Here is an 18838-nt window from a genome sequence, read left to right as displayed (position 1 = left end):
TTACTGCCCCGCCTTCATGACATTGTAGAGGAACTTCTGCATATCCCAGGCGGAAGTGGGACAACGCTCGGCACACAGGCCACAGTGCAGACAAACATCCTCATCCTTGACCATGACCCGCGCGGTCGGCAGATCGGCGGACACGTACAAGTCCTGGGCCAGGTTACCTGCCGGGCCCGTCAGGCGCGCACGCAGGTCGGTTTCTTCACCATTGTCAGTGAACGTAATACAGTCCGTCGGACAGATATCCACGCAGGCATCGCACTCGATGCAGCGCGGCGCGTCGAACACCGTCTGCACATCGCAGTTCAGGCAGCGCTCGGCTTCCTTGAACCCGGTGGGCTTGTCGAAACCCAGTTCGGCTTCCACCTTGCGATCAGACAGTGCTACTTCCAGCGGTGCCAGCGGTACAATGTGGCGCTGGTCGGACTCTACCGAGTTATCGTAGCTCCACTCGTGCACACCCATCTTCTGGCTGGACAGCGTCACGCCCGGCGCCGGGCGCTGGGTAACATCCTTGCCCTGGCAGAAAAGGTCGATGGAAATCGCTGCCTGGTGCCCATGGGCCACGGCGGTAATCACGTTCTCAGGACCAAAGGCCGCGTCACCACCAAAAAACACCTTGGGGTTGGTTGACTGGAACGTCACCGGATCAACCACCGGCATATCCCATTTGCCAAATTCAATACCGAGGTCACGCTCCACCCAGGGGAAGGCGTTATCCTGGCCGATCGCCATGAGCACGGTATCCGCTTCCATAAAGACCAGCGGCTCATCGGTAGGTACCAGCGAACGTTTGCCTGCCTCGTCGTAAACGGCCTCTACTTTTTCAAAATGCATGCCCAAGAACTTGCCGTCCTTGATGACGAACTCTTTGGGGACATGGTTGTTGTAGATGGGAATGCCCTCATGCATGGCATCCTCTTTCTCCCAGGGAGAGGCCTTCATATCTTCAAAGGGACTTCGAACAACCACGCGAACGTCCTCACCACCGAGGCGCTTGGAAGTTCGGCAGCAATCCATGGCGGTATTACCACCGCCCAGCACCAGTACTTTCTTGTCGACACTGTCACGGTGCTCGAAGGCAACACTCGCCAACCAGTCAATACCAAGGTGAACGTGCTCGCTGGCATCTTCAAGGCCTGGCAGGTTCAGACCGCGGCCTTTGGGTGCACCGGTGCCGACGAATACCGCGTCGTAATCTTTATCGAGAATGCTCTTGAGGCTGTCAACGTAGGTATCAAAGGTCGCGTTAATACCCATATCCAGGATGTAGTTCACTTCCTCATCAAGCACTTCCGCCGGCAGGCGGAACGAGGGAATCTGGCTGCGCATCATGCCACCGCCAGCAAACTGGTTATCGTAGATGTCGATACTGTAACCGAGGGGGCCAGACCACGTGCCACCGTTAACGACGCGGGACCAGCGCCAATCAGCGCTATGCGCTTGCCGTTTTTCTTGCTGGGAATTTTCGGCAAACGATCAGAAATATCTTCCTTGTTATCCGCAGCCACCCGCTTCAATCGGCAAATCGCTACCGGCTCCTCTTCGACCCGGCCACGCCGACAGGCGGGTTCACAGGGGCGATCGCAGGTGCGGCCCAGGACACCGGGAAACACGTTGGATTCCCAGTTGACCATGTAGGCGTCGGTATAGCGTTCTGCAGCAATCAGGCGAATGTATTCAGGCACTGGGGTGTGCGCGGGGCAGGCGTACTGGCAATCCACAACCTTGTGGAAGTACTCCGGGTTCTGAGTATCAGTTTGTTTCACGTGAGCAGCTCTGTGTGGTTATTGGGCGCTTTTGGTCCGCTGCGCCTAAAGCGCTAAGAGTGTGGCACAGCTGCGGCGCTATTTCACCACGCAAGCGGTCTGATATTCGTTACTTTTCGGTTACTTATGCGAACTTTCGCCACAGATTGTTAGCTATTGCGAACGATTCGCAGCAAGGGGAGATGACACGGGATCATCAGCTGATTCAGAACCAGCCGAAGAACCAGCCGTCGTCCTTGAGGTCTTCTTCACACGAGCGTAACTGGCCGCCATAGGTATCTGCCTTTTTCTGCACCTTGCGTGCGACACCCTGCAGCCAGTCCTTGCTTCGATAGCTGCCCCGGCTATATCCACCGTGGCCCTCGTGATACGCCAGGTACAGGCGATAGGGGTCGGACTTGCTAATACCATTGCGGCGGTTGGATTGATGGTTGTACCAGCCAATGAAATCGATGGCATCGGCGAAATCGTCGCGATCGGCCCCGTAGTTACCGGAACTACGTTTGTAGTCCTTCCAGGTCGATTTCTTGGCCTGGCTGTACCCGTAGGCGTCCGAGGGACGCGGCCCTGGAATGAAGCCAAAGATCTTCTTGCGCGGCGGCTTGGCCTTCGCCACAAACCGCGACTCCTGGTACATGATGGCCATCATGACGGAGATGGGACTACCCCATTCCTTGCGCGCGTCGGCGGCGTCGTCGTACCAGCCCTTTTTCTCGCGAAAAATCTCACATAGATTGTTTTGATTCGAGGGCGGGCTGGTGGCGCAGCCGGACAGTATCAACAGCAGCAATAAAGCGACAATCCGTATCATGGGGAAACTCCGTGATTGGCTAGCAAAGCGAGAAATGCCTCCTCATCAATAACATCAATGCCAAGCTCCGAGGCCTTGGCGAGTTTCGATCCGGCGCCCGGGCCAGCGACAACACAATGGGTTTTAGCGGAAACACTGCCAGCCACCTTGGCACCCAGAGACTGCAGCAGGCTTTTTGCCTCGTTGCGGCCCACCGCTTCGAGCTTGCCCGTCACCACCCAGGTCTGGCCGGCAAACGGCAATTCTGCAGCGCTCTTTACTTCGATGGCCGGCCATTCAACCCCGGCGTCCAACAGCGCCTTCGCTACTGCCATACTGCCTTCAGAATCAAAAAACTGGCGCAGGTGGTCGGCCACTACCGGCCCCACATCATCGACCTCCAACAGAGCTTCTTCCGGGGCGGCTACCAGATCAGCCCAGGAGCCGAAATGATTCGCCAGATTCAATGCGGTGGCCTCGCCTACCTCGCGGATACCCAGCGCGAAAATAAACCGCGGCAAGGTCGTTTGCTTGCTCTGCTCGAGCGCTTTGAGGAGCTTGTCGGCAGATTTCTGCCCCATGCGCTCCAGCCCCACCAGTTGATCAAAGGTGAGCTGGTACAGGCCCGCCACATTTTCCACCAGACCCTCGTCAACCATCTGATCGACCAATTTGTCACCCAGGCCGTCGACATCCATTGCCCGTCGCGACGCGAAATGCCGAATAGCGGCTTTCTGCTGGGCAGCGCACACCAGCCCGCCCAGGCATCGCAGCACCGCCTCGTCCGCTTCGCGCTCTACCGCCGAACCACACACCGGACAGGCATCGGGAAAGCGGATAGCCGCCGCATCGTCCGGGCGACGCTCGGTCACCACGGAAACCACCTGTGGAATCACATCCCCTGCCCGGCGCACAACGACGGTATCGCCAATCATTGCTCCGAGCCGTTCGATCTCATCCTGGTTGTGCAGTGTCGCGTTACTCACCGTAACACCGCCAACAAACACCGGCTCAAGTCGTGCCACAGGGGTTATCGCGCCGGTGCGCCCCACCTGAAACTCGACATCGAGCAAACGCGTTACCTCTTCCTGAGCAGGGAATTTCCGGGCAATGGCCCAGCGCGGCGCCCGCGAAACAAAACCCAGCTGCGCTTGCAGCTCAATACTATCGACCTTGTAGACAATGCCGTCGATGTCATAGGGAAGCTGATCACGCTTGGCGGCCAACTGCTCGTAATAGGCTTCGCAGGCCTCAATGCCCTGCACGACATCCGTCTCAGTGTTGGTGCGTAAACCCCACTGGCCGAGACACGCGAGGATGGCCGAGTGATGTTCGGGAAGTTCGCCACCTTCCACCAGGCCCACACCATAGCTGCACATTTCCAGCGGGCGCTCCGCGGCAAGCCTGGCATCGAGTTGACGCAGACTGCCCGCGGCGGCGTTGCGGGGATTCACAAAAGGTTTGTCACCGCGCTCCCGCGCACGTGCATTGAGTGCTTCAAAGCCGGCCCGGGGCATATAGATTTCACCGCGCACCTCGAGTACGGCTGGGTAACCTTCGCCCCTCAGACGCAGGGGAATGGAGCCAATGGTGCGCACGTTGTGGGTAATGTCCTCACCGGTGGTACCGTCACCGCGGGTTGCCCCGCGCTCCAGCAGGCCATCGCGATAAAGCAGACTGACCGCGATGCCATCGAGCTTGGGCTCGCAGTTATAGGTGAGCGGCGCTGCGTCGGCACCCAACCTGTCCAGACAGCGACGTTCAAAATCTGCGAGTTCAGCGGCGTCGAAAGCATTGTCCAGTGACAGCATGGGCACTTCGTGTGCCACTTGCGAGAACTGATCGAGGGGTTTGTCGCCAACACGCTGTGAAGGTGAATCGGGGGTGACCCAGTCGGGGTGTTCAGCTTCAATCGACTGCAGACGCCGCATGCTGCGATCGTATTCTGCGTCCGGCACGCTGGGATCGTCGAGGACGTAGTAGCGATGATTCCAGTCGCGCAGTTCGCTGCGCAGCCTGTCGAGCTCCGCCCGCAAATCCTGTGTAGACACTGCGGCTATCGCGCCCTGGCGAGCATGCGACGCTCGAGGTCACGGATTTGCTGGCGGCAGTGTTCCAGGGTTTGCTTGGTTAGCACACTGCGCGACTCATCGAGCACGTCGCCGCCGAGATTACGGGACACCGCCTGGGCAGTCTCCAGCATGTAGTCGAACGCTTTCATCATGTCCTCGGGACCTGGCAGCGTCAGGAAAAACACCAGGCCGGGGGTATTGAAGTCGGCCATGTTGTCGATATCGAAAACACCGGGTTGCATCATATTGGCCACGCTGAATTGAATCGCGCCGCGGCCTGCTTCGAACTCGTGGCGATGGAAAAAGTTCATATCGCCAAAACGCAGATCGCAGGCGAGGAGGATGTGCAGAATGTCCTCGCCGCGAAAGCCTCGCGGATCACGCGCTACAACATTAAGCATGAACACTTCGGGGTCGATGTCTCTCGGCAAAACACCGGGGGCCTCTTGTGCAACAGGCTCAACGAGCGGCTCCTGGGCGGCAATATCGTCCAGCCAATCCACATTTTCAGGCTCAGCAATAGCATCGTCGGCTGCCATGCCCGCCATCAACGGCACCTCTTCCTCAGGCGCGTCGACGACCTCCTCTGCTGCCTGCGAGGGCTGTGCTTCTGCAACGAGTTCTGATTCAGGCTCCGGTTCCGGTTCACGGCGACCAGCGGCGCGCAACAAGTCTCCCCTCTCCACGACCCGGGCACCGCCATTGGGCAGCTCCTTCAGCCAGGCCAGCTCTTCGTCGCGAGCATCGCCTTCGTCTTCCGAATCCGCGAGATTCATGGTCACTCGCGAATAACGTTCGCTGCGCACCCTGCGCCATGCATCCAGCAATACGGCCACAATCAGCAGTACGCCAATGATGACCATCCAGTCCCTAACGGTGAGTTCAGTTATCGCCATGCTTTATCAGCTCGCTGCCAGTTCTGCTGCTTCTTCTACGTCTACAGTCACCAGGCGCGAAACCCCCGGCTCGTGCATGGTGACACCCATGAGTTGATCCGCCTGTTCCATGGAGATCTTGTTATGGGTAATGTAAATAAACTGCACCTTCTCTGACATCTCTTTCACCATTCGCGCATAGCGACCGGTGTTGGCATCATCCAGCGGTGCATCAACCTCATCCAGCATACAGAAAGGTGCCGGGTTCAGCTGGAAGATGGAGAATACCAGGGCGATAGCTGTCAGTGCTTTCTCGCCACCGGACAGCAGGTGAATAGTGCTGTTTTTCTTACCCGGTGGTCTGGCCATGATGGAGATACCCGTGTCGAGCAGATCCTCGCCCGTCATCTCCAGGTAGGCACTACCGCCGCCAAACACGCGGGGGAAGAGTTCCTGAAGCCCCGTATTCACCTTGTCGAACGTTTCCTGGAAACGGTTGCGCGTTTCCTTGTCGATCTTGCGAATGGCATTTTCCAGGGTATTCAACGCGGTTTCTAGATCGTCGTTCTGCGCGTCGAGATAGTTCTTGCGCTCTGACTGCAGGTTGTACTCATCAATCGCTGCCAGGTTAATCGGGCCGAGACGCGCAATCCGATTAGCAATGCGCTCCAGCTCGCGCTGCCAGGCTTCCTGATTGGCCTCCTCCGGCATACCGCTGAGCACGGCCTCCAGATCCTGCTCGGCATCACGCAGCTGCTGGTGAATGTTCTCGCGCTGCACCTGTAGGCTTTGGTTGCTCAGGCGCTGCTTCTCCAACTGGCTGCGCACCGACTCGGCGCGGTGCTCGATACCAGCGCGCTGCTGCTCGGCTTCGCGCAGTTTGTGCTCCACCTCCGACACAGCCTGGCGGGCTTCGGTCAGCTCGCCCTCTGATTGCAGGCGCAATTCCAGTTGCGCCTCGAGCTGCTCCTGCAGTTCGTCCAGGGGGTTGTCATTGTCGCGCATGGTCTGTTGCAGCTGGTCGCGCCGCTCACGCAGCTGGGCCACCTGCCGATTGGTGCGGTCGATAGAGTCGCGCATGGAATCCAGTTGCGTGCGCAAGGATTGATGACGCATGGCCGCCTGATGCGAGGCGTCCTTGTCATGCCGCGCTTTCTGGCGACAGGTATCCAGGGTGCCTCGGGTTTCATCGCGAACCGACAACAAGTCTTCTCGCCGCTGTGAATCTGACTCCATGCTTTCAATGGCTTCAGACAGCAATTGCCTCGCCTCGGCAATGGATTCCTGCTCGTTGCGAAACTGCGCGCGGGCGTCATCGATATCCGCGTTGAGCCGCTCGCGCCGGGCACTTATCTGCTCTACTTTGGCCTGCATGGCGGACAGCTGCGAACCCAACTCAGCGTGCTGACGGGTGGCCACCTGCAATTCGCGCTGGCTGTTCTCGCGCTGTTCTTCGCAGCGTTTCTGCTCTTCCTGGCAACGCGCCAGCTCCGCTTGTACCTGTTCTTCGCGCGCATCGGAGGCAGCGATCTGCTGCTCTAGTTCTTCCAGCTCCTGCTGGCGGGCAATCACCCCGCCCTGCTGGTCACTCAGGCGCGTAACACGCAACCAGTTCGGTCCGACCCAGACGCCATCGCGAGTAATAATAGATTCCTGGGCAGTCAAAGCAGCGCGCATAGCCATGGCTTGCGCCAGGTCATCGGCAACCTTCACGCCGGCCAGCAAGGCCGAGGCCGCGCCACTGCTGCGCACCTTGGACAGTAGGTAGTCACCGCCCGCAGGTGTCTCTGCACCTCCTTCCACCAGGGCCAGCTGACCCTGCTCGAGTGAGCCCAACATGGTTCCCAGCGCACCCAGGTCATCGACACAAACAGCCTGCAGGTAGTCGCCCAGCACGGTTTCTACTGCCAGCTGCCAACCATCATCGACCTGCAACTGCTCCAGCAGGCGGGTTTGTCCGCCACCTGTTGGGCCTGCAGCCATTCGCCGACGTCGGCGCTACCGTCTTCCATCGCCGCTTGTTGCAGTGCTTCCAGGGAAGCCTGGCGGCCGCGCAGTTGCTGCAAGCTGGAGCGAATATCGTTCAATTCGCCAGACAGCTCGCCGCTGCGCTGGCGGTTGCTGTTGATCTGCTCCACCACGGTGTCGCTGCTGTTTTCGTGCTCCGCCATGACCAGCTCGATCTCGGCGATCTGCTCGCCCAGAGTCTCGATCTCGTCGTCCGCAGGGCCCGGGGCGAGCGCCTCCTTCTCCTGCTCAAGCTGACCGGTGCGATCCTGGAGCCGCTGCAAAACCTGCTCCAGATGCTGAATGCGTGACTGCTGTACTTCTGCCTGCTGGCGCGGGCCGCGGCGGTGTGGTTAAACTCATCCCACTGGTTCTGCCAGGTGTGCATGGCCTCCTCGGCCTGCACCAGGGCCTCGGCTGAGGCTTCTTCCACTTCCTGGAGCATTTCCAGTTCCGGGCTGAGTGTTTCGATTTCCTCTTCCCAGACCACCAGCTTGTCGCGGTCTTCGCCGAGGTGCCCTTCGGCCTGCTGCAAACTGGTGGACGTTTGCTGCAAATCTTCCTGCAACTGGCTGCTGCGCTCCTGCTGGTGCTTGATGGTTTGCTCTATGCGCGCCACTTCTGAGCCCAGCGCATAGTAATTGCCCTGCACCTTGTTAAAGGCGTCGGTGCGATCGGTGTGCTCCACGCGATACTGTTCGATTGAGGTATCGACGTTCTGGTGTTCCGCGTGCACCGCCTCAAGCTTGACCTCCAACTCGCCGATCGCCTGGGTGATCTCGCGAACCTGGCCGTCAAGTTCCTGCCATTGCAGGGCCTGCAGCTGCGCCTTGTAGCTGCGTTCCTCTTCCTTGTATTCGGCGTATTTCTCGGCGGCCGCTGCCTGGCGCTTCAGGTGTGAAAGCTGGCGTTCCAGCTCCTCGCGCAGATCGGTGAGACGTTCCAGGTTCTCGAGGGTACGCCGCATCCGGCTCTCGGTTTCCTTGCGACGCTCCTTGTACTTGGAGATGCCCGCCGCCTCTTCGATGAAAATCCGCAGCTCTTCGGGCTTGGACTCAATCAGGCGCGAGATCATGCCCTGTTCAATAATCGCGTAACTGCGGGGTCCGAGACCGGTGCCGAGGAAGATGTCCGTAATATCGCGGCGACGGCATTTGGTGCCGTTGAGGAAGTACTCGGACTGGCCCTCACGGCTGACCTGGCGCTTGATGGAAATTTCCGCATAGCTGGCATATTCGCCGCCCACGCCACCATCGGTATTGTCGAAAATCAGTTCGATGGACGCCTGGCCCACCGGCTGGCGATTCACGGAGCCGTTGAAAATAACGTCCGTCATCGATTCGCCGCGCAGGTTCTTGGCGGAGCTCTCGCCCATCACCCACCGCACGGCGTCAATTACGTTGGATTTTCCGCAGCCATTCGGGCCTACGACAGCGCACATATTGCTGGGGAAATTCACCGTCGTGGGATCGACGAAAGACTTGAACCCTGCCAGCTTGATCGACTTGAGTCTCATAGAACTTTAGGTGCCCGCCCTATCTTGCTGTTTTTTATAACTTTTCCCGGGGAATTGGATAAATGCACCCTTCCCTGGAAACACAAGATGTAGTGTATAGGCTTTGCTGGTACAACACTATGCCCAGAGGGCAAAAAGGCTGAAATTTAGCGATAGCTACAGGGGCTAGCCCCGGGGTGCGAGCACGATCTCGACCATGTCGGCCGCGTCACTGGGCGCCAGGGGTCCGGCCTGCCCGATCCAGCTTGCATTAACCTCACCAGGCTGGCCCGAGGGCGACACCTGGACGACAACCACGACCGAAGCAGCTTCTGACAGCTTCTGTCCAGCCATGGAACTGCCATCGTCCAGGCGCAATTCGAGTGGCAATTCAGCGCCACTGCGACGCTGTACTGCAATTGGCATACGGCTGTCAGACTCCGCGTTGCGCGCCAGCACAAACACGCTGTCACCGGGGGCAATGCCGGCCCCCTCCGGAGCAACCACCCGCACCGATACGCCGGCACCCGATACCGCCGCGACCTCTGGCTCAGGCAATTCCGGTACCGGCTCACCCAGCTTGGCACGGGCCTGATTGATAATGCCCTCGATCATGCGGGCTGCTTCCGAACCGGGCGGCTCTACAGCGATCAATCGCTGCCAATACTCCACGGCAGCACGGTACTGCGCCTGTTCGTAAGAGGCCATTCCCAACAGCCCCAGCGCCGTGCGATTGTGCGGGTCTATGGCCAGCGCGCGCTCGGCGCGCATCCGTGCACTGTCGTCGAGCTGTCGATTCGCCGCCAGATAGTGTGCCTGGGCCGCGTAGGCCAGCGCTTGGGCATCTTCGGGTGCCGCCATCGACAGCGCGTCGTAGACCTCAGCTGCCTTGGGGTAGTCCTGCTGTCCCATGTAATAACGGCCCAGCAAAGCCCGGTAGTGCAGATTTTGCGGGCGCGAAGCAGCGCGAGATTCGATGGAGCGTATCAGCGACTGCATTTGCTCCGGCGAACTCTGATCGCCCAGACCGCGCAATTCGCTAGTGATCTGCACATCCGCAATGGCACCCAGCTGGAGATAAACACCGCCGCTGAATACCGCGAGGGCCAGCAGTAGGACCCAGGCGGGAAAACGCCCAACGTCCGGCGCGGTAGCAGTCTCGCCGATGGCAGACTCATCGTCTTCCAGCAGGCGCAACCTGGCGTCGTCCAAAAGGTCGCTAGCACCCTCTTCGGCCAGCTCCTGCTGGCGCAGGCGATACGCTTCGAGATTGGCCTGCTGCAGGTCCTCGGCACTGCTCTCAACGGCGCGCGGGCGCAGGTAGAACAGCCCCGACAACAAGACCAGGGCAACACAGCCCGCCAAAAACAGCGTCATTTATCCTGCCCTGCCTGCTCCAGTAGTTCATCCAGTCGCTGCTGCTGACCGGGGTCAAGCAGCGCTTCCTCACTCATGCTGCGGCGCCCACGCAGGGTCGCCACCACACCCACCAGCGCGAGCACCAGCAACCCCAGGGGGGCCAGCCACAGAATCAGGGTGGCGCCATCGTAGCTGGGCCGATAGCGCACAAACTCGCCGTAGCGCGCGACCATGTACTCAAGAATTTCCTCGTCGGATGCGCCTGCCTCCAGTTGCTCATAGAGCAGCCGGCGCAAGTCCTGGGAAATCGGCGCATTGGAATCGGCAATATTCTGGTTCTGACACTTGGGGCAGCGCAATTCGGCGCTGAGCTGCCGATAGCGTTCTTCCAACGCCGGATCGCTGAACTCATAGGTTTCGATCACCGCCTGGGCAGCAATACTGACAAACACCAACAAGGCAATAACAAAACGCATTACTGAGGGCCTCCCTGTCCACCCAGCTCCCGGTAAATGGGCGCCAGAATCGTGGTCCAGACCCGCTCATCAACCACACCCACATGGCGATAACGCACAACACCGGCTGCATCCACCAGGTAGGTTTCAGGGGCGCCGTAGACCCCCAGATCCAGCCCCAGAGTGCCCTCGCGGTCGGCGATGCTGAGAATATAGGGATCGCCGAGCTGCTCCAGCCAGGTGATGGCAGCGGCGTCATCGTCTTTGTAGTTAACGCCATAAATAGCTACACCGGCGGCACCCAGGTCGGTCAGGTAAGGGTGTTCCACCCGACAGGACACACACCAGGTGGCCCACACATTAAACAGTGCCACCTGGCCGGTCACAGATTCACGGGTGAGCGCTTCGCCACTCCCCAACGCAGTCAGAGAAAACGCGGGCAAGGGCTGATCTATCAAGGCCGAGGGCAATTCCGTAGGATCCAGTTGCAGGCCACGGAGCAGAAACGCTGCCAGCACCGCAAACAAAATCAGCGGCAAAAACAGCTTTAATCTAGCCGGCATACTGGGCTCCAGAGACAGGTGCAGTCACGGCCCTGCGAGTGCGATAGCGCTTGTCTGCCACGGTCGTAAAGCCACCCAGTGCCATCAGTATGGCGCCCAGCCACATCCAGCGCACCATCGGCTTGTAGTGCAGGCGGATGGCCCACGCACCGTCCGCACCAATGGGCTCACCCATGGCCACGTAGAGGTCGCGGAACAGGCCGGGATCGATGGCCGCCTCAGTCATGATCGAGCCACCGGCGAGGTAGCGGCGCTTCTGGGGCGCCAACCGGGCCACAAACTTGCCATCGCGACTCACCTCGAAGCGGGCCTCATCGGCGACGTAATTGGGGCCGCGAACCGGCGCAACTTCGACAAAGCGGAACTCATAACCGGCGACCGTTTCCACGTCGCCCGGCTGCATTTTGAGGTCGTGTTCAACACTGTACTGACTGGTGGCAACAACGCCGACGATGCATGCGGCAAAGCCCAGGTGGGCGGTCACCATCCCCCAGTAACTGGCAGGCAGACGGCGGAATCCGCGGCCAATATCGCTGGCAGTTTTCACCCGGTTCCAGCAGTCTCTGGCCAAACCGAACACCAACCACCCTGCCAGCAGCACCGCCAGCGCCACCCACAGGTTGTAATCTGCGCCGAACAGCGGCAGGGTCAGAGCGCAGACCACGGCCACCGCCAGGGGCAGCAACAATTCACTGCGCCACCGCGCCGGCGTGTCTTTCTTCCACCGGGAAATCGGGCCCACCCCCATAAAGGGCACCAACAGCGCCATCAGCGGCACAAATACCGCGTTAAAATAAGGTGGCCCCACCGAGTACTTACCACCGCCCAGAGCATCCATCAGCAGCGGGAACAAGGTACCGAACAAAACTGTCAGCGTTGCCACCAAGAACACGACATTGTTGAGCAACAATAGGGATTCCCGCGACACCCAGGCAAACGTTACCCGGCTGGCCACGGCCGGCGCGCGCAGCGCGTACAGGGTCAGTGACCCGCCGACCACAATGGCCAGGAATACCAGAATAAAGACGCCGCGCTCGGGATCGTTGGCGAAGGCGTGCACCGAGGTAATCACCCCGGAGCGCACCAGGAAGGTACCCAACAGACACAGCGAAAAGGCGAAGATCGCCAGCAGTACCGTCCAGCTCTTGAACAGGCCTCGCTTCTCGGTCACCGCCAGCGAGTGAATAAGTGCCGTCCCTGCCAGCCAGGGCATAAACGACGCATTTTCTACCGGATCCCAGAACCACCAGCCGCCCCAGCCCAGCTCATAGTAAGCCCACCAACTGCCGAGCATGATACCGAGGCTGAGAAACGCCCAGGCAACATTGGTCCAGGGCCGCGACCAGCGAGCCCAGGCAGCATCGAGTCGACCACCAAGCAACGCCGCAATGGCGAAGGCAAAGGCTACCGAAAAACCCGCGTAACCGATGTAAAGCAAAGGCGGGTGAATAATCATGCCCGGGTCTTGCAACAAGGGATTGAGGTCACTGCCCTCGGCGGGAATGCCTGGCAGGAGCCGCGCAAATGGATTGGAGGTGAACAGCGAAAATGACAGGAAACCGACCGCAATGGCGCCCATGACCGAAAGCACCCGCGCCTTGAACACCAGCGGCAACGAGGGACTGAAAATCGCGACCGCAAGAGTCCACAAACACAGGATCAGACTCCACAGCAGCATCGAGCCCTCATGGTTGCCAAACACCGCGCAAAGCTTGTACACCATTGGCAACAGGGTATTGCTGTTATTGGCCACCAGGGCCACAGAAAAGTCGTCCTGCACAAAAGCAATACTCAGGCAGATAAAGGACAGCGTGATAAAGAAGGTCATACCCGCAGCGAGCCCGGGGCCCAACTGCATAGACGCCTGATGACCGCGCCAGGCGCCCCAGGCAGGAATCAGGGTGAGCGCAATCGCCATGCCCAGACCAACGATCTGGGAGAACAGCCCTAACTCAGGGATCATTGTTTCACCCCCTTGTGGTCAAAGCCTGACTTTTCCAGCGCATCCGCCACTTCCGGCGGCATATAGTTCTCGTCATGCTTGGCGAGCACCTCCGTGGCACGCAACACCCCATCGGCGTCGAGCTTCCCGGAAGCAACCGCCCCCTGCCCTTCATCGAACAGATCCGGGAGAATCCCTTCATAAGTGACCGGCACATCGGCGCTGAAATCGGTGATCACGAAATACACTTCGAGACTGTTATCACTGCGGGTAACGCTACCCTCTTTCACCATACCGCCGACCCGGATCGCCTGACCGATCGGGGCCTTGCCCGCAGCCACTTCTGCCGGCGGAAAAAACAGGTTGATATTGCCGCGCAGCGCATAGGCCACCAGGCCAATCGCCGCGCTGGAAAACACAACAATAAACAGCACCAGGATCAGACGTTGTTTGCGAACAGGATGCATCAGGTTTCCTCTGTGGTCCCGGTATTTGGAGCGCCCTGCTGGCGCCGAAGTTCCCCGGCCACCTGGCGCAATTGCGCCCTGGCCCTGCGCCCGGGCAATAGCAACATGAGCACAATTACGGCAAGAGTTATCGCGTAGGCGGCCCAGACATAGGGACCGTGGCCATCCATGTGCATTAACGTCTGGAAACTGTCGAAGTACATTACCGTGCCTCCTGCGCCAGCTTGCGGACCCACTTGGTGCGCGACTCACGCTCCAGAATCTCCGCCCTCATGTTCATAAGCAACAAACAGGTGAACAGCGCATAGAACGCTGTAATCATCAGCAGCAAGGGATACAACATGCTGGGATCAATGGTCGACTCACCGGTGAACTTGATGGACGCGGGCTGGTGCAGGCTGTACCACCAGTCCACCGACTTATAAATAATGGGGATGTTAACTGTGCCGACCAGGCTAAGCACGGCACAGGCTTTGCCCGCGGCCTCCTTGTTGTCGTAGGCCTCGTAGAGCGCCACCACCCCCAGATAGAGAAAGAACAGGATCAACATGGACGTGAGCCGGGCATCCCAGACCCAGTAGGTACCCCAGGTCGGCTTACCCCAAATCGCACCGGTGACCAGCGCTATAAACGTGAGCGCGGCCCCACCGGGGCACAGGCGCGCATGGCCACGTCCGCCATCTTCATTTTCCAGATCAGGCTGATGCCGCCGGCAATCGCCATCACGTAGTAACCGGCCAGAGCCACTACCGCGGCGGGCACGTGGATATAGATAATCCGGTAACTGTTACCCTGGCGAAAATCGGGTTCGGTAAACAACACGCCCCAGACCACACCCATTGTCAGCGCGAGCAGCGTGAGAGGAAGGAGGTAACGCAGAATGCTGCCGGAAATTCCGTACAGCCAGGGCGGCGATCCGAGTTTATGGAAGAAGGTCCACATAACGGCGGTGATTATACAGTCGCGGGTGCAGCGAACAACTGCACAGGCGCAAGTTCAGGTATTTTGATCAGGACATTATCAGGCATCAATACTTATCCTCAGGCCTGCGGCAATAGCAATGGGAGCCAGCGCAATCGCCAGCGAGAGCATGGCGCCAAGTATCGCCAGATAGGGCACGGCGGGCGCCCCGCTAACCGCCGCCTGTACGGCCGCACTGCCGAAAATGAGTACGGGCATGTACAGCGGCAGTATGAGCAATGAAATCAGCATGCCGCCGCGCTTTAACCCCACGGTGAGTGCAGCGCCGATGCCCCCCACCAGGCTGAGCACTGCGGTGCCAATCAGCAGGCTCAGGAACAGCGCCCCGAGCGCCTGCCCGGGCAGGCCCAGCATGAGCGCAAACACCGGCGAGACCACTGCCAGCAGCATCCCGGTTACCAGCCAGTGGGCGCCCACATAGGCAAGCACCGACAGAAACAGCGGCTGCGGCGACAGCAGCAACTGCTCCAGGCTGCCGTCATCATAATCACTGCGAAAGACCGTATCCGATGTGAGCAGATTGGACAGCAAGGCGATAATCCAGAGAATCCCCGGCGCAAATTCCGCCAGCGAATCCGGTGCCGGGCCAAGGCCCAGCGGGAACAGCGCCACCACCATGGCAAAGAACAACAGCGGATTGGCAATCTCAATGGGGCGGCGCACGGCCAGCACCAGCTGGCGCCGCAGCAACCGAAGACAGAACGCAGCCGTACCCGGAGCCGTCATTGGCTCAAACCAGTGCTGAGTGACAGTTGCTGCATGGGATAGGCGGCATTGATTACCTGGTGCGAGGTCAATACGACCGCGCCACCCTCGCGAGCGTGGGCCACCATTAACGCCTCGAGCGCAGCGACGCCGTCAACATCAATGGCAGTAAAGGGTTCGTCGAGCAACCACAAAGGACTTTGCGACAGGTACAGGCGCGCCAGATTGACCCGACGGTGCTGCCCCGCCGACAGCGCATGGCTGGGCACATCCTCGAAGCCATAAAGCCCCACCTGCTCGAGCGCTCTCTCGATCGCAGCGTCGCTGTAGATACCCTCACCGGCGACATGCCAGGACAAGTTCTCACGCGGCGTCAGCATGCCCTTAACACCGCTCTGGTGACCGAGATACAGCAGTGGCGCCGAGCGCTCCACGCGCCCGAGATAACCGTAGCGGGAAAGCCCCGCCAATATCCGCAGCAGGCTGGTTTTACCAGCACCGTTAGCACCGGCCACCTGGACCAACTGACCGGCCTGAATAGCAAAAGACAATCCTTCAAACAGCTGACGCCCGCCCCGCTCCAGGGACAGGTTGTCCGCTGCGAGCAGCGGTGCGCTGGAAGAGGCGTTGGTCAGAGGTTCACCACGTTGACCACAGGGATGTGCAGATCGGTGTCGATCTGGTCGGCCTTGAGGCTGTTGAAGTCGAACAGTTCGCCGTCAGCCAGCTGCGACGGCGCCACATTGCGAATGCTGCGGAAAATGGTTTCAGTGCGGCCAGGATACTGTCGCTCCCAGTCGTGAAGCATCTGCTTGACCTGCTGGCGCTGCAGATTCTCCTGCGAACCGCACAGGTTGCAGGGAATGATCGGAAATTCCTTGTACTGGGCAAACTCTGCCAGGTCCGCTTCCTTGCAGTAGGCCATGGGCCTGATCACCACGTTCTTTTTGTCGTCCGAGAGCAACTTGGGCGGCATGGCCTTGAGGCTGCCGCCAAAGAACATGTTCAGGAACAGGGTCTCGACAATGTCATCGCGATGGTGCCCCAGGGCTATCTTGGTCGCACCAATATCTTGCGCAAAGCCATACAGACTGCCGCGGCGCAGGCGCGAACACAGCCCACAGGTGGTTTTACCCTCAGGTACCACTTCCTTGACAATGCTGTAGGTATCTTTCTCGAGAATGTAATAAGGAATGTCGAGACCGGACAGGTACTCAGGTAGCACTTCTTCCGGAAAGCCCGGCTGCTTCTGATCCAGGTTCACCGCCACCAGCTCAAAGGAGATTGGCGCCGACTGCTTCAGATTCATGAGTATGTCGAGCATGCCATAGGAGTCTTTACCCCCGGACAGGCACACCATGACCTTGTCGCCTTCCTCGATCATATTGTAATCGACGATGGCGTTACCCACGTTCCGCCGCAGACGCTTCTGCAGCTTGTTGAATTCAGTTTTTTCCTTGCGTGATAGTTCGCGCACGATTTCGGCCGTTAGTGCTTGAATTGGCGCGCATTTTACTTGCCCAAGGGCAGCGGAGTCCAGCGCTAACGAGCGCCGATGACGGCGATAAGCTCAGGCAGAGAATCCACCACCGCCAGGGGGCCGTGTTTTTGCAAGCGGGAGACGCTGTGCACCCCGAAACTCACCCCCACTGAGGCCACACCCGCGTTGGCCGCCATTTCCAGGTCGTACTCGGTATCGCCCACCATAATGACCTCATGGGGCGCCACTTGCTGCACCGCCATGATCTCCTGAAGCATCTGGGGATGTGGCTTGGAACGGGTTTCGTCGGCGCAACGGGTAATTTCGAAGAATTCCTCCATGCCCAATCTCGCCAGCACCCGATCCAGGCCCCGACGGCTTTTACCCGTGGCGACACCCAGCGCATAGCCGCTGTCCCGCAGGGCTTGCAGCGTGTCCAGGGCGCCGGGGAACAACTGTGGCGGGGCCTCCTCATTGGCCACATAAGTGGCGGAATACGCCTTTATCATCGCCACCAGCTCCTCCTCCGGAATATCGGGGTAAAGCCGGGCGAGCGCCTCGCGCAAGCCGAGACCGATAATGTTGGCTGCGGCGGCATCACTGGGTGCTTCCAGCCCCATACCCGTCGCTGCCTGCTGTACCGCGACCACAATTTGAGCGACCGAGTCGCACAGGGTTCCATCCCAATCAAATATAATCATATTTCAATTAATTACGCAGTTTTTCTAAAGCCATTTCAAGGTCTTCATCGAGGGGAGCCTGGAGCTCCAGACGACCTACTCCCGGCAGTTTGAAACGCAGCTCATGGGCGTGCAGAAAGAGCCGCTTGAGACCCAGCTCACGACACAGCTGCTCCCCCTTCTCCGAACCGTACTTGGCATCCCCCAGCAGTGGAAAACCGGCATGCAGGGCATGCACCCGGATCTGGTGGGTGCGACCCGTTACCGGCTTGGCCTGAACCAGCGTGGCGCGATCGAAACGCTCCACGACCGAAAATTCGGTGATCGATGGCTTGCCCTCGCGGGACACCCGCACCATTCGCTCGCCAGACTTCAGGGTATTCTTCTCCAGTGGCGCCTCTACTTTGCGCAGATTGCGCGGCCACTTGCCCGGCACCAGGGCCAGATAGCGCTTGTCGACCCTATCCTCGCGCAACTGGCGGTGCAGCTCGCGCAGCGCTGACGCCTTGCGGGCGACCATGATCAGCCCCGAGGTATCGCGATCGAGGCGGTGTACCAGTTCCAGATATCGATCCTCCGGGCGCAACTGCCGGAGACACTCAATCATGCCGTAGTTCAGGCCGGAACCGCCGTGTACCGCCAGCCCCGAGGGTTTGTTGATCACCAGCAGGCTGCCGTCCTCGTAGACTACCCGCTCGCCCAACTGCGCGGCCCAATAACGAGGCACCTTAGGCGGCTCGCTGGGCGCTGGCGTACGCAGCGGGGGAATTCGCACCTTGTCGCCGGCCGCAAGGCGGTAGTCGGCCTTGACTCGTCCTTTGTTGACCCGGATCTCGCCCTTGCGCAGCGCTTTATAGAGCCGGGTTCGGGGTACACCCTTCAGTTCGCGGGTCAGGAAGTTGTCCAGGCGCTGCCCGGAGTAGTCCTCACCCACGGTAACAAATCGCACAGTTGGCTTTGATTGTTCGCTATCTGACATAAGCTACGGAAATCGTTTAATTTTCCTTGAATTGCTGGTATAGTCCGCCCGCTGTGATCGCACCCGCCCGTGAGTTTTTCCGGTGCCGGTGAGTAACATTCCTGGCGAAGTGTGGGCCTGCCGATGAAATTGCAAGGTACCGCCAGACAGATCACATATTGAGGATGTCGAGGCGATGGCTTCAACCGCGGTCCGAATATTCCGCCAGCCAAGCGC

At 59.5% G+C, this 18838-nt stretch carries 16 protein-coding genes and 2 pseudogenes; all 18 read right to left on the bottom strand.

The annotated features are described in order from the left end of the window. Positions 1-1338 carry an FAD-dependent oxidoreductase gene (locus tag BST95_RS11770; protein ID WP_240500184.1) on the bottom strand — a complete coding sequence of 446 codons (1338 nt, stop codon included), beginning with the start codon at positions 1336-1338 and terminating at the stop codon, positions 1-3. Beyond that, entirely contained in the window at positions 1335-1772 is a 438-nt protein-coding gene (locus tag BST95_RS20560; protein ID WP_240500183.1) for a hypothetical protein, read from the bottom strand. Before BST95_RS20560 ends, BST95_RS11770 begins: the two co-directional genes overlap by 4 nt. A gap of 205 nt (positions 1773-1977) precedes the next feature. After that, positions 1978-2583, bottom strand: a complete 606-nt coding sequence (locus BST95_RS11765; RefSeq protein ID WP_084199661.1) for a transglycosylase SLT domain-containing protein — start codon at positions 2581-2583, stop codon at positions 1978-1980. Beyond that, the gene (gene ligA, locus BST95_RS11760; protein ID WP_229801924.1) at positions 2580-4613 is read right to left on the bottom strand and encodes an NAD-dependent DNA ligase LigA; all 2034 of its coding nucleotides are present in this window, start codon (positions 4611-4613) and stop codon (positions 2580-2582) included. Before ligA ends, BST95_RS11765 begins: the two co-directional genes overlap by 4 nt. A gap of 5 nt (positions 4614-4618) precedes the next feature. Beyond that, positions 4619-5530 (bottom strand): cell division protein ZipA, encoded by a 912-nt coding sequence (zipA, locus tag BST95_RS11755; RefSeq protein WP_084199657.1) that lies wholly within the window; start codon positions 5528-5530, stop codon positions 4619-4621. A 6-nt stretch (positions 5531-5536) separates the two neighbouring features. Continuing rightward, positions 5537-9032 (bottom strand): annotated as a pseudogene (smc, locus tag BST95_RS11750) (chromosome segregation protein SMC). A 165-nt stretch (positions 9033-9197) separates the two neighbouring features. Then, positions 9198-10388: a c-type cytochrome biogenesis protein CcmI gene (ccmI, locus tag BST95_RS11745; protein WP_084199655.1), complete on the bottom strand. Its 1191-nt coding sequence runs from the start codon at positions 10386-10388 to the stop codon at positions 9198-9200. Beyond that, positions 10385-10846: a cytochrome c-type biogenesis protein gene (locus tag BST95_RS11740; protein ID WP_084199653.1), complete on the bottom strand. Its 462-nt coding sequence runs from the start codon at positions 10844-10846 to the stop codon at positions 10385-10387. The genes ccmI and BST95_RS11740 overlap by 4 nt, the downstream gene beginning before the upstream one ends. After that, on the bottom strand, positions 10846-11388 hold the full coding sequence (locus tag BST95_RS11735; protein ID WP_066049859.1) for a DsbE family thiol:disulfide interchange protein: 543 nt from the start codon (positions 11386-11388) through the stop codon (positions 10846-10848). Before BST95_RS11735 ends, BST95_RS11740 begins: the two co-directional genes overlap by 1 nt. Continuing rightward, entirely contained in the window at positions 11378-13351 is a 1974-nt protein-coding gene (locus BST95_RS11730; RefSeq protein WP_084199651.1) for a heme lyase CcmF/NrfE family subunit, read from the bottom strand. Before BST95_RS11730 ends, BST95_RS11735 begins: the two co-directional genes overlap by 11 nt. Next, positions 13348-13797, bottom strand: coding sequence for a cytochrome c maturation protein CcmE (gene ccmE, locus BST95_RS11725; RefSeq protein ID WP_084199649.1), 450 nt, complete (start codon positions 13795-13797; stop codon positions 13348-13350). Before ccmE ends, BST95_RS11730 begins: the two co-directional genes overlap by 4 nt. Next, positions 13797-14000: a heme exporter protein CcmD gene (gene ccmD, locus BST95_RS11720; RefSeq protein ID WP_066049850.1), complete on the bottom strand. Its 204-nt coding sequence runs from the start codon at positions 13998-14000 to the stop codon at positions 13797-13799. Before ccmD ends, ccmE begins: the two co-directional genes overlap by 1 nt. Continuing rightward, positions 14000-14739, bottom strand: a pseudogene (locus BST95_RS11715) (heme ABC transporter permease). Before BST95_RS11715 ends, ccmD begins: the two are co-directional and overlap by 1 nt. Before the next feature lie 78 nt (positions 14740-14817). Continuing rightward, positions 14818-15504 carry a heme exporter protein CcmB gene (gene ccmB / locus BST95_RS11710; protein ID WP_084199647.1) on the bottom strand — a complete coding sequence of 229 codons (687 nt, stop codon included), beginning with the start codon at positions 15502-15504 and terminating at the stop codon, positions 14818-14820. After that, complete coding sequence (gene ccmA, locus BST95_RS11705) at positions 15501-16091, bottom strand: cytochrome c biogenesis heme-transporting ATPase CcmA (RefSeq protein ID WP_084199645.1); 591 nt, start codon at positions 16089-16091, stop codon at positions 15501-15503. Before ccmA ends, ccmB begins: the two co-directional genes overlap by 4 nt. A 23-nt stretch (positions 16092-16114) precedes the next feature. Further along, on the bottom strand, positions 16115-16960 hold the full coding sequence (gene ttcA, locus BST95_RS11700; RefSeq protein WP_066049838.1) for a tRNA 2-thiocytidine(32) synthetase TtcA: 846 nt from the start codon (positions 16958-16960) through the stop codon (positions 16115-16117). A 65-nt stretch (positions 16961-17025) separates the two neighbouring features. Next, positions 17026-17664, bottom strand: a complete 639-nt coding sequence (locus BST95_RS11695) for an HAD family hydrolase (RefSeq protein WP_084199643.1) — start codon at positions 17662-17664, stop codon at positions 17026-17028. Positions 17665-17671: 7 nt separating this feature from the next. Further along, complete coding sequence (gene rluC, locus BST95_RS11690) at positions 17672-18622, bottom strand: 23S rRNA pseudouridine(955/2504/2580) synthase RluC (RefSeq protein ID WP_084199641.1); 951 nt, start codon at positions 18620-18622, stop codon at positions 17672-17674. Between the last annotated feature and the right edge of the window lie 216 nt (positions 18623-18838).

Origin of the sequence: Halioglobus japonicus (genome assembly GCF_001983995.1) — a bacterium.
GTDB classification, from domain to species: domain Bacteria; phylum Pseudomonadota; class Gammaproteobacteria; order Pseudomonadales; family Halieaceae; genus Halioglobus; species Halioglobus japonicus.
The sequence above is the reverse complement of the archived record's forward strand: the minus strand, read 5'-3'. Positions and strand labels throughout refer to the sequence as shown.

Coding starts and splice junctions, on each gene's coding strand:
- rluC (WP_084199641.1), bottom strand. CDS start 18,622: ATGTCAGATAGCGAACAATCAAAGCCAACTGTGCGATTTGTTACCGTG.
- BST95_RS11740 (WP_084199653.1), bottom strand. CDS start 10,846: ATGCGTTTTGTTATTGCCTTGTTGGTGTTTGTCAGTATTGCTGCCCAG.
- BST95_RS11695 (WP_084199643.1), bottom strand. CDS start 17,664: ATGATTATATTTGATTGGGATGGAACCCTGTGCGACTCGGTCGCTCAA.
- ccmI (WP_084199655.1), bottom strand. CDS start 10,388: ATGACGCTGTTTTTGGCGGGCTGTGTTGCCCTGGTCTTGTTGTCGGGG.
- ccmE (WP_084199649.1), bottom strand. CDS start 13,797: ATGCATCCTGTTCGCAAACAACGTCTGATCCTGGTGCTGTTTATTGTT.
- BST95_RS11770 (WP_240500184.1), bottom strand. CDS start 1,338: ATGATGCGCAGCCAGATTCCCTCGTTCCGCCTGCCGGCGGAAGTGCTT.
- BST95_RS11765 (WP_084199661.1), bottom strand. CDS start 2,583: ATGATACGGATTGTCGCTTTATTGCTGCTGTTGATACTGTCCGGCTGC.
- BST95_RS11735 (WP_066049859.1), bottom strand. CDS start 11,388: ATGCCGGCTAGATTAAAGCTGTTTTTGCCGCTGATTTTGTTTGCGGTG.
- ccmB (WP_084199647.1), bottom strand. CDS start 15,504: ATGACGGCTCCGGGTACGGCTGCGTTCTGTCTTCGGTTGCTGCGGCGC.
- ccmD (WP_066049850.1), bottom strand. CDS start 14,000: ATGTACTTCGACAGTTTCCAGACGTTAATGCACATGGATGGCCACGGT.
- BST95_RS11730 (WP_084199651.1), bottom strand. CDS start 13,351: ATGATCCCTGAGTTAGGGCTGTTCTCCCAGATCGTTGGTCTGGGCATG.
- zipA (WP_084199657.1), bottom strand. CDS start 5,530: ATGGCGATAACTGAACTCACCGTTAGGGACTGGATGGTCATCATTGGC.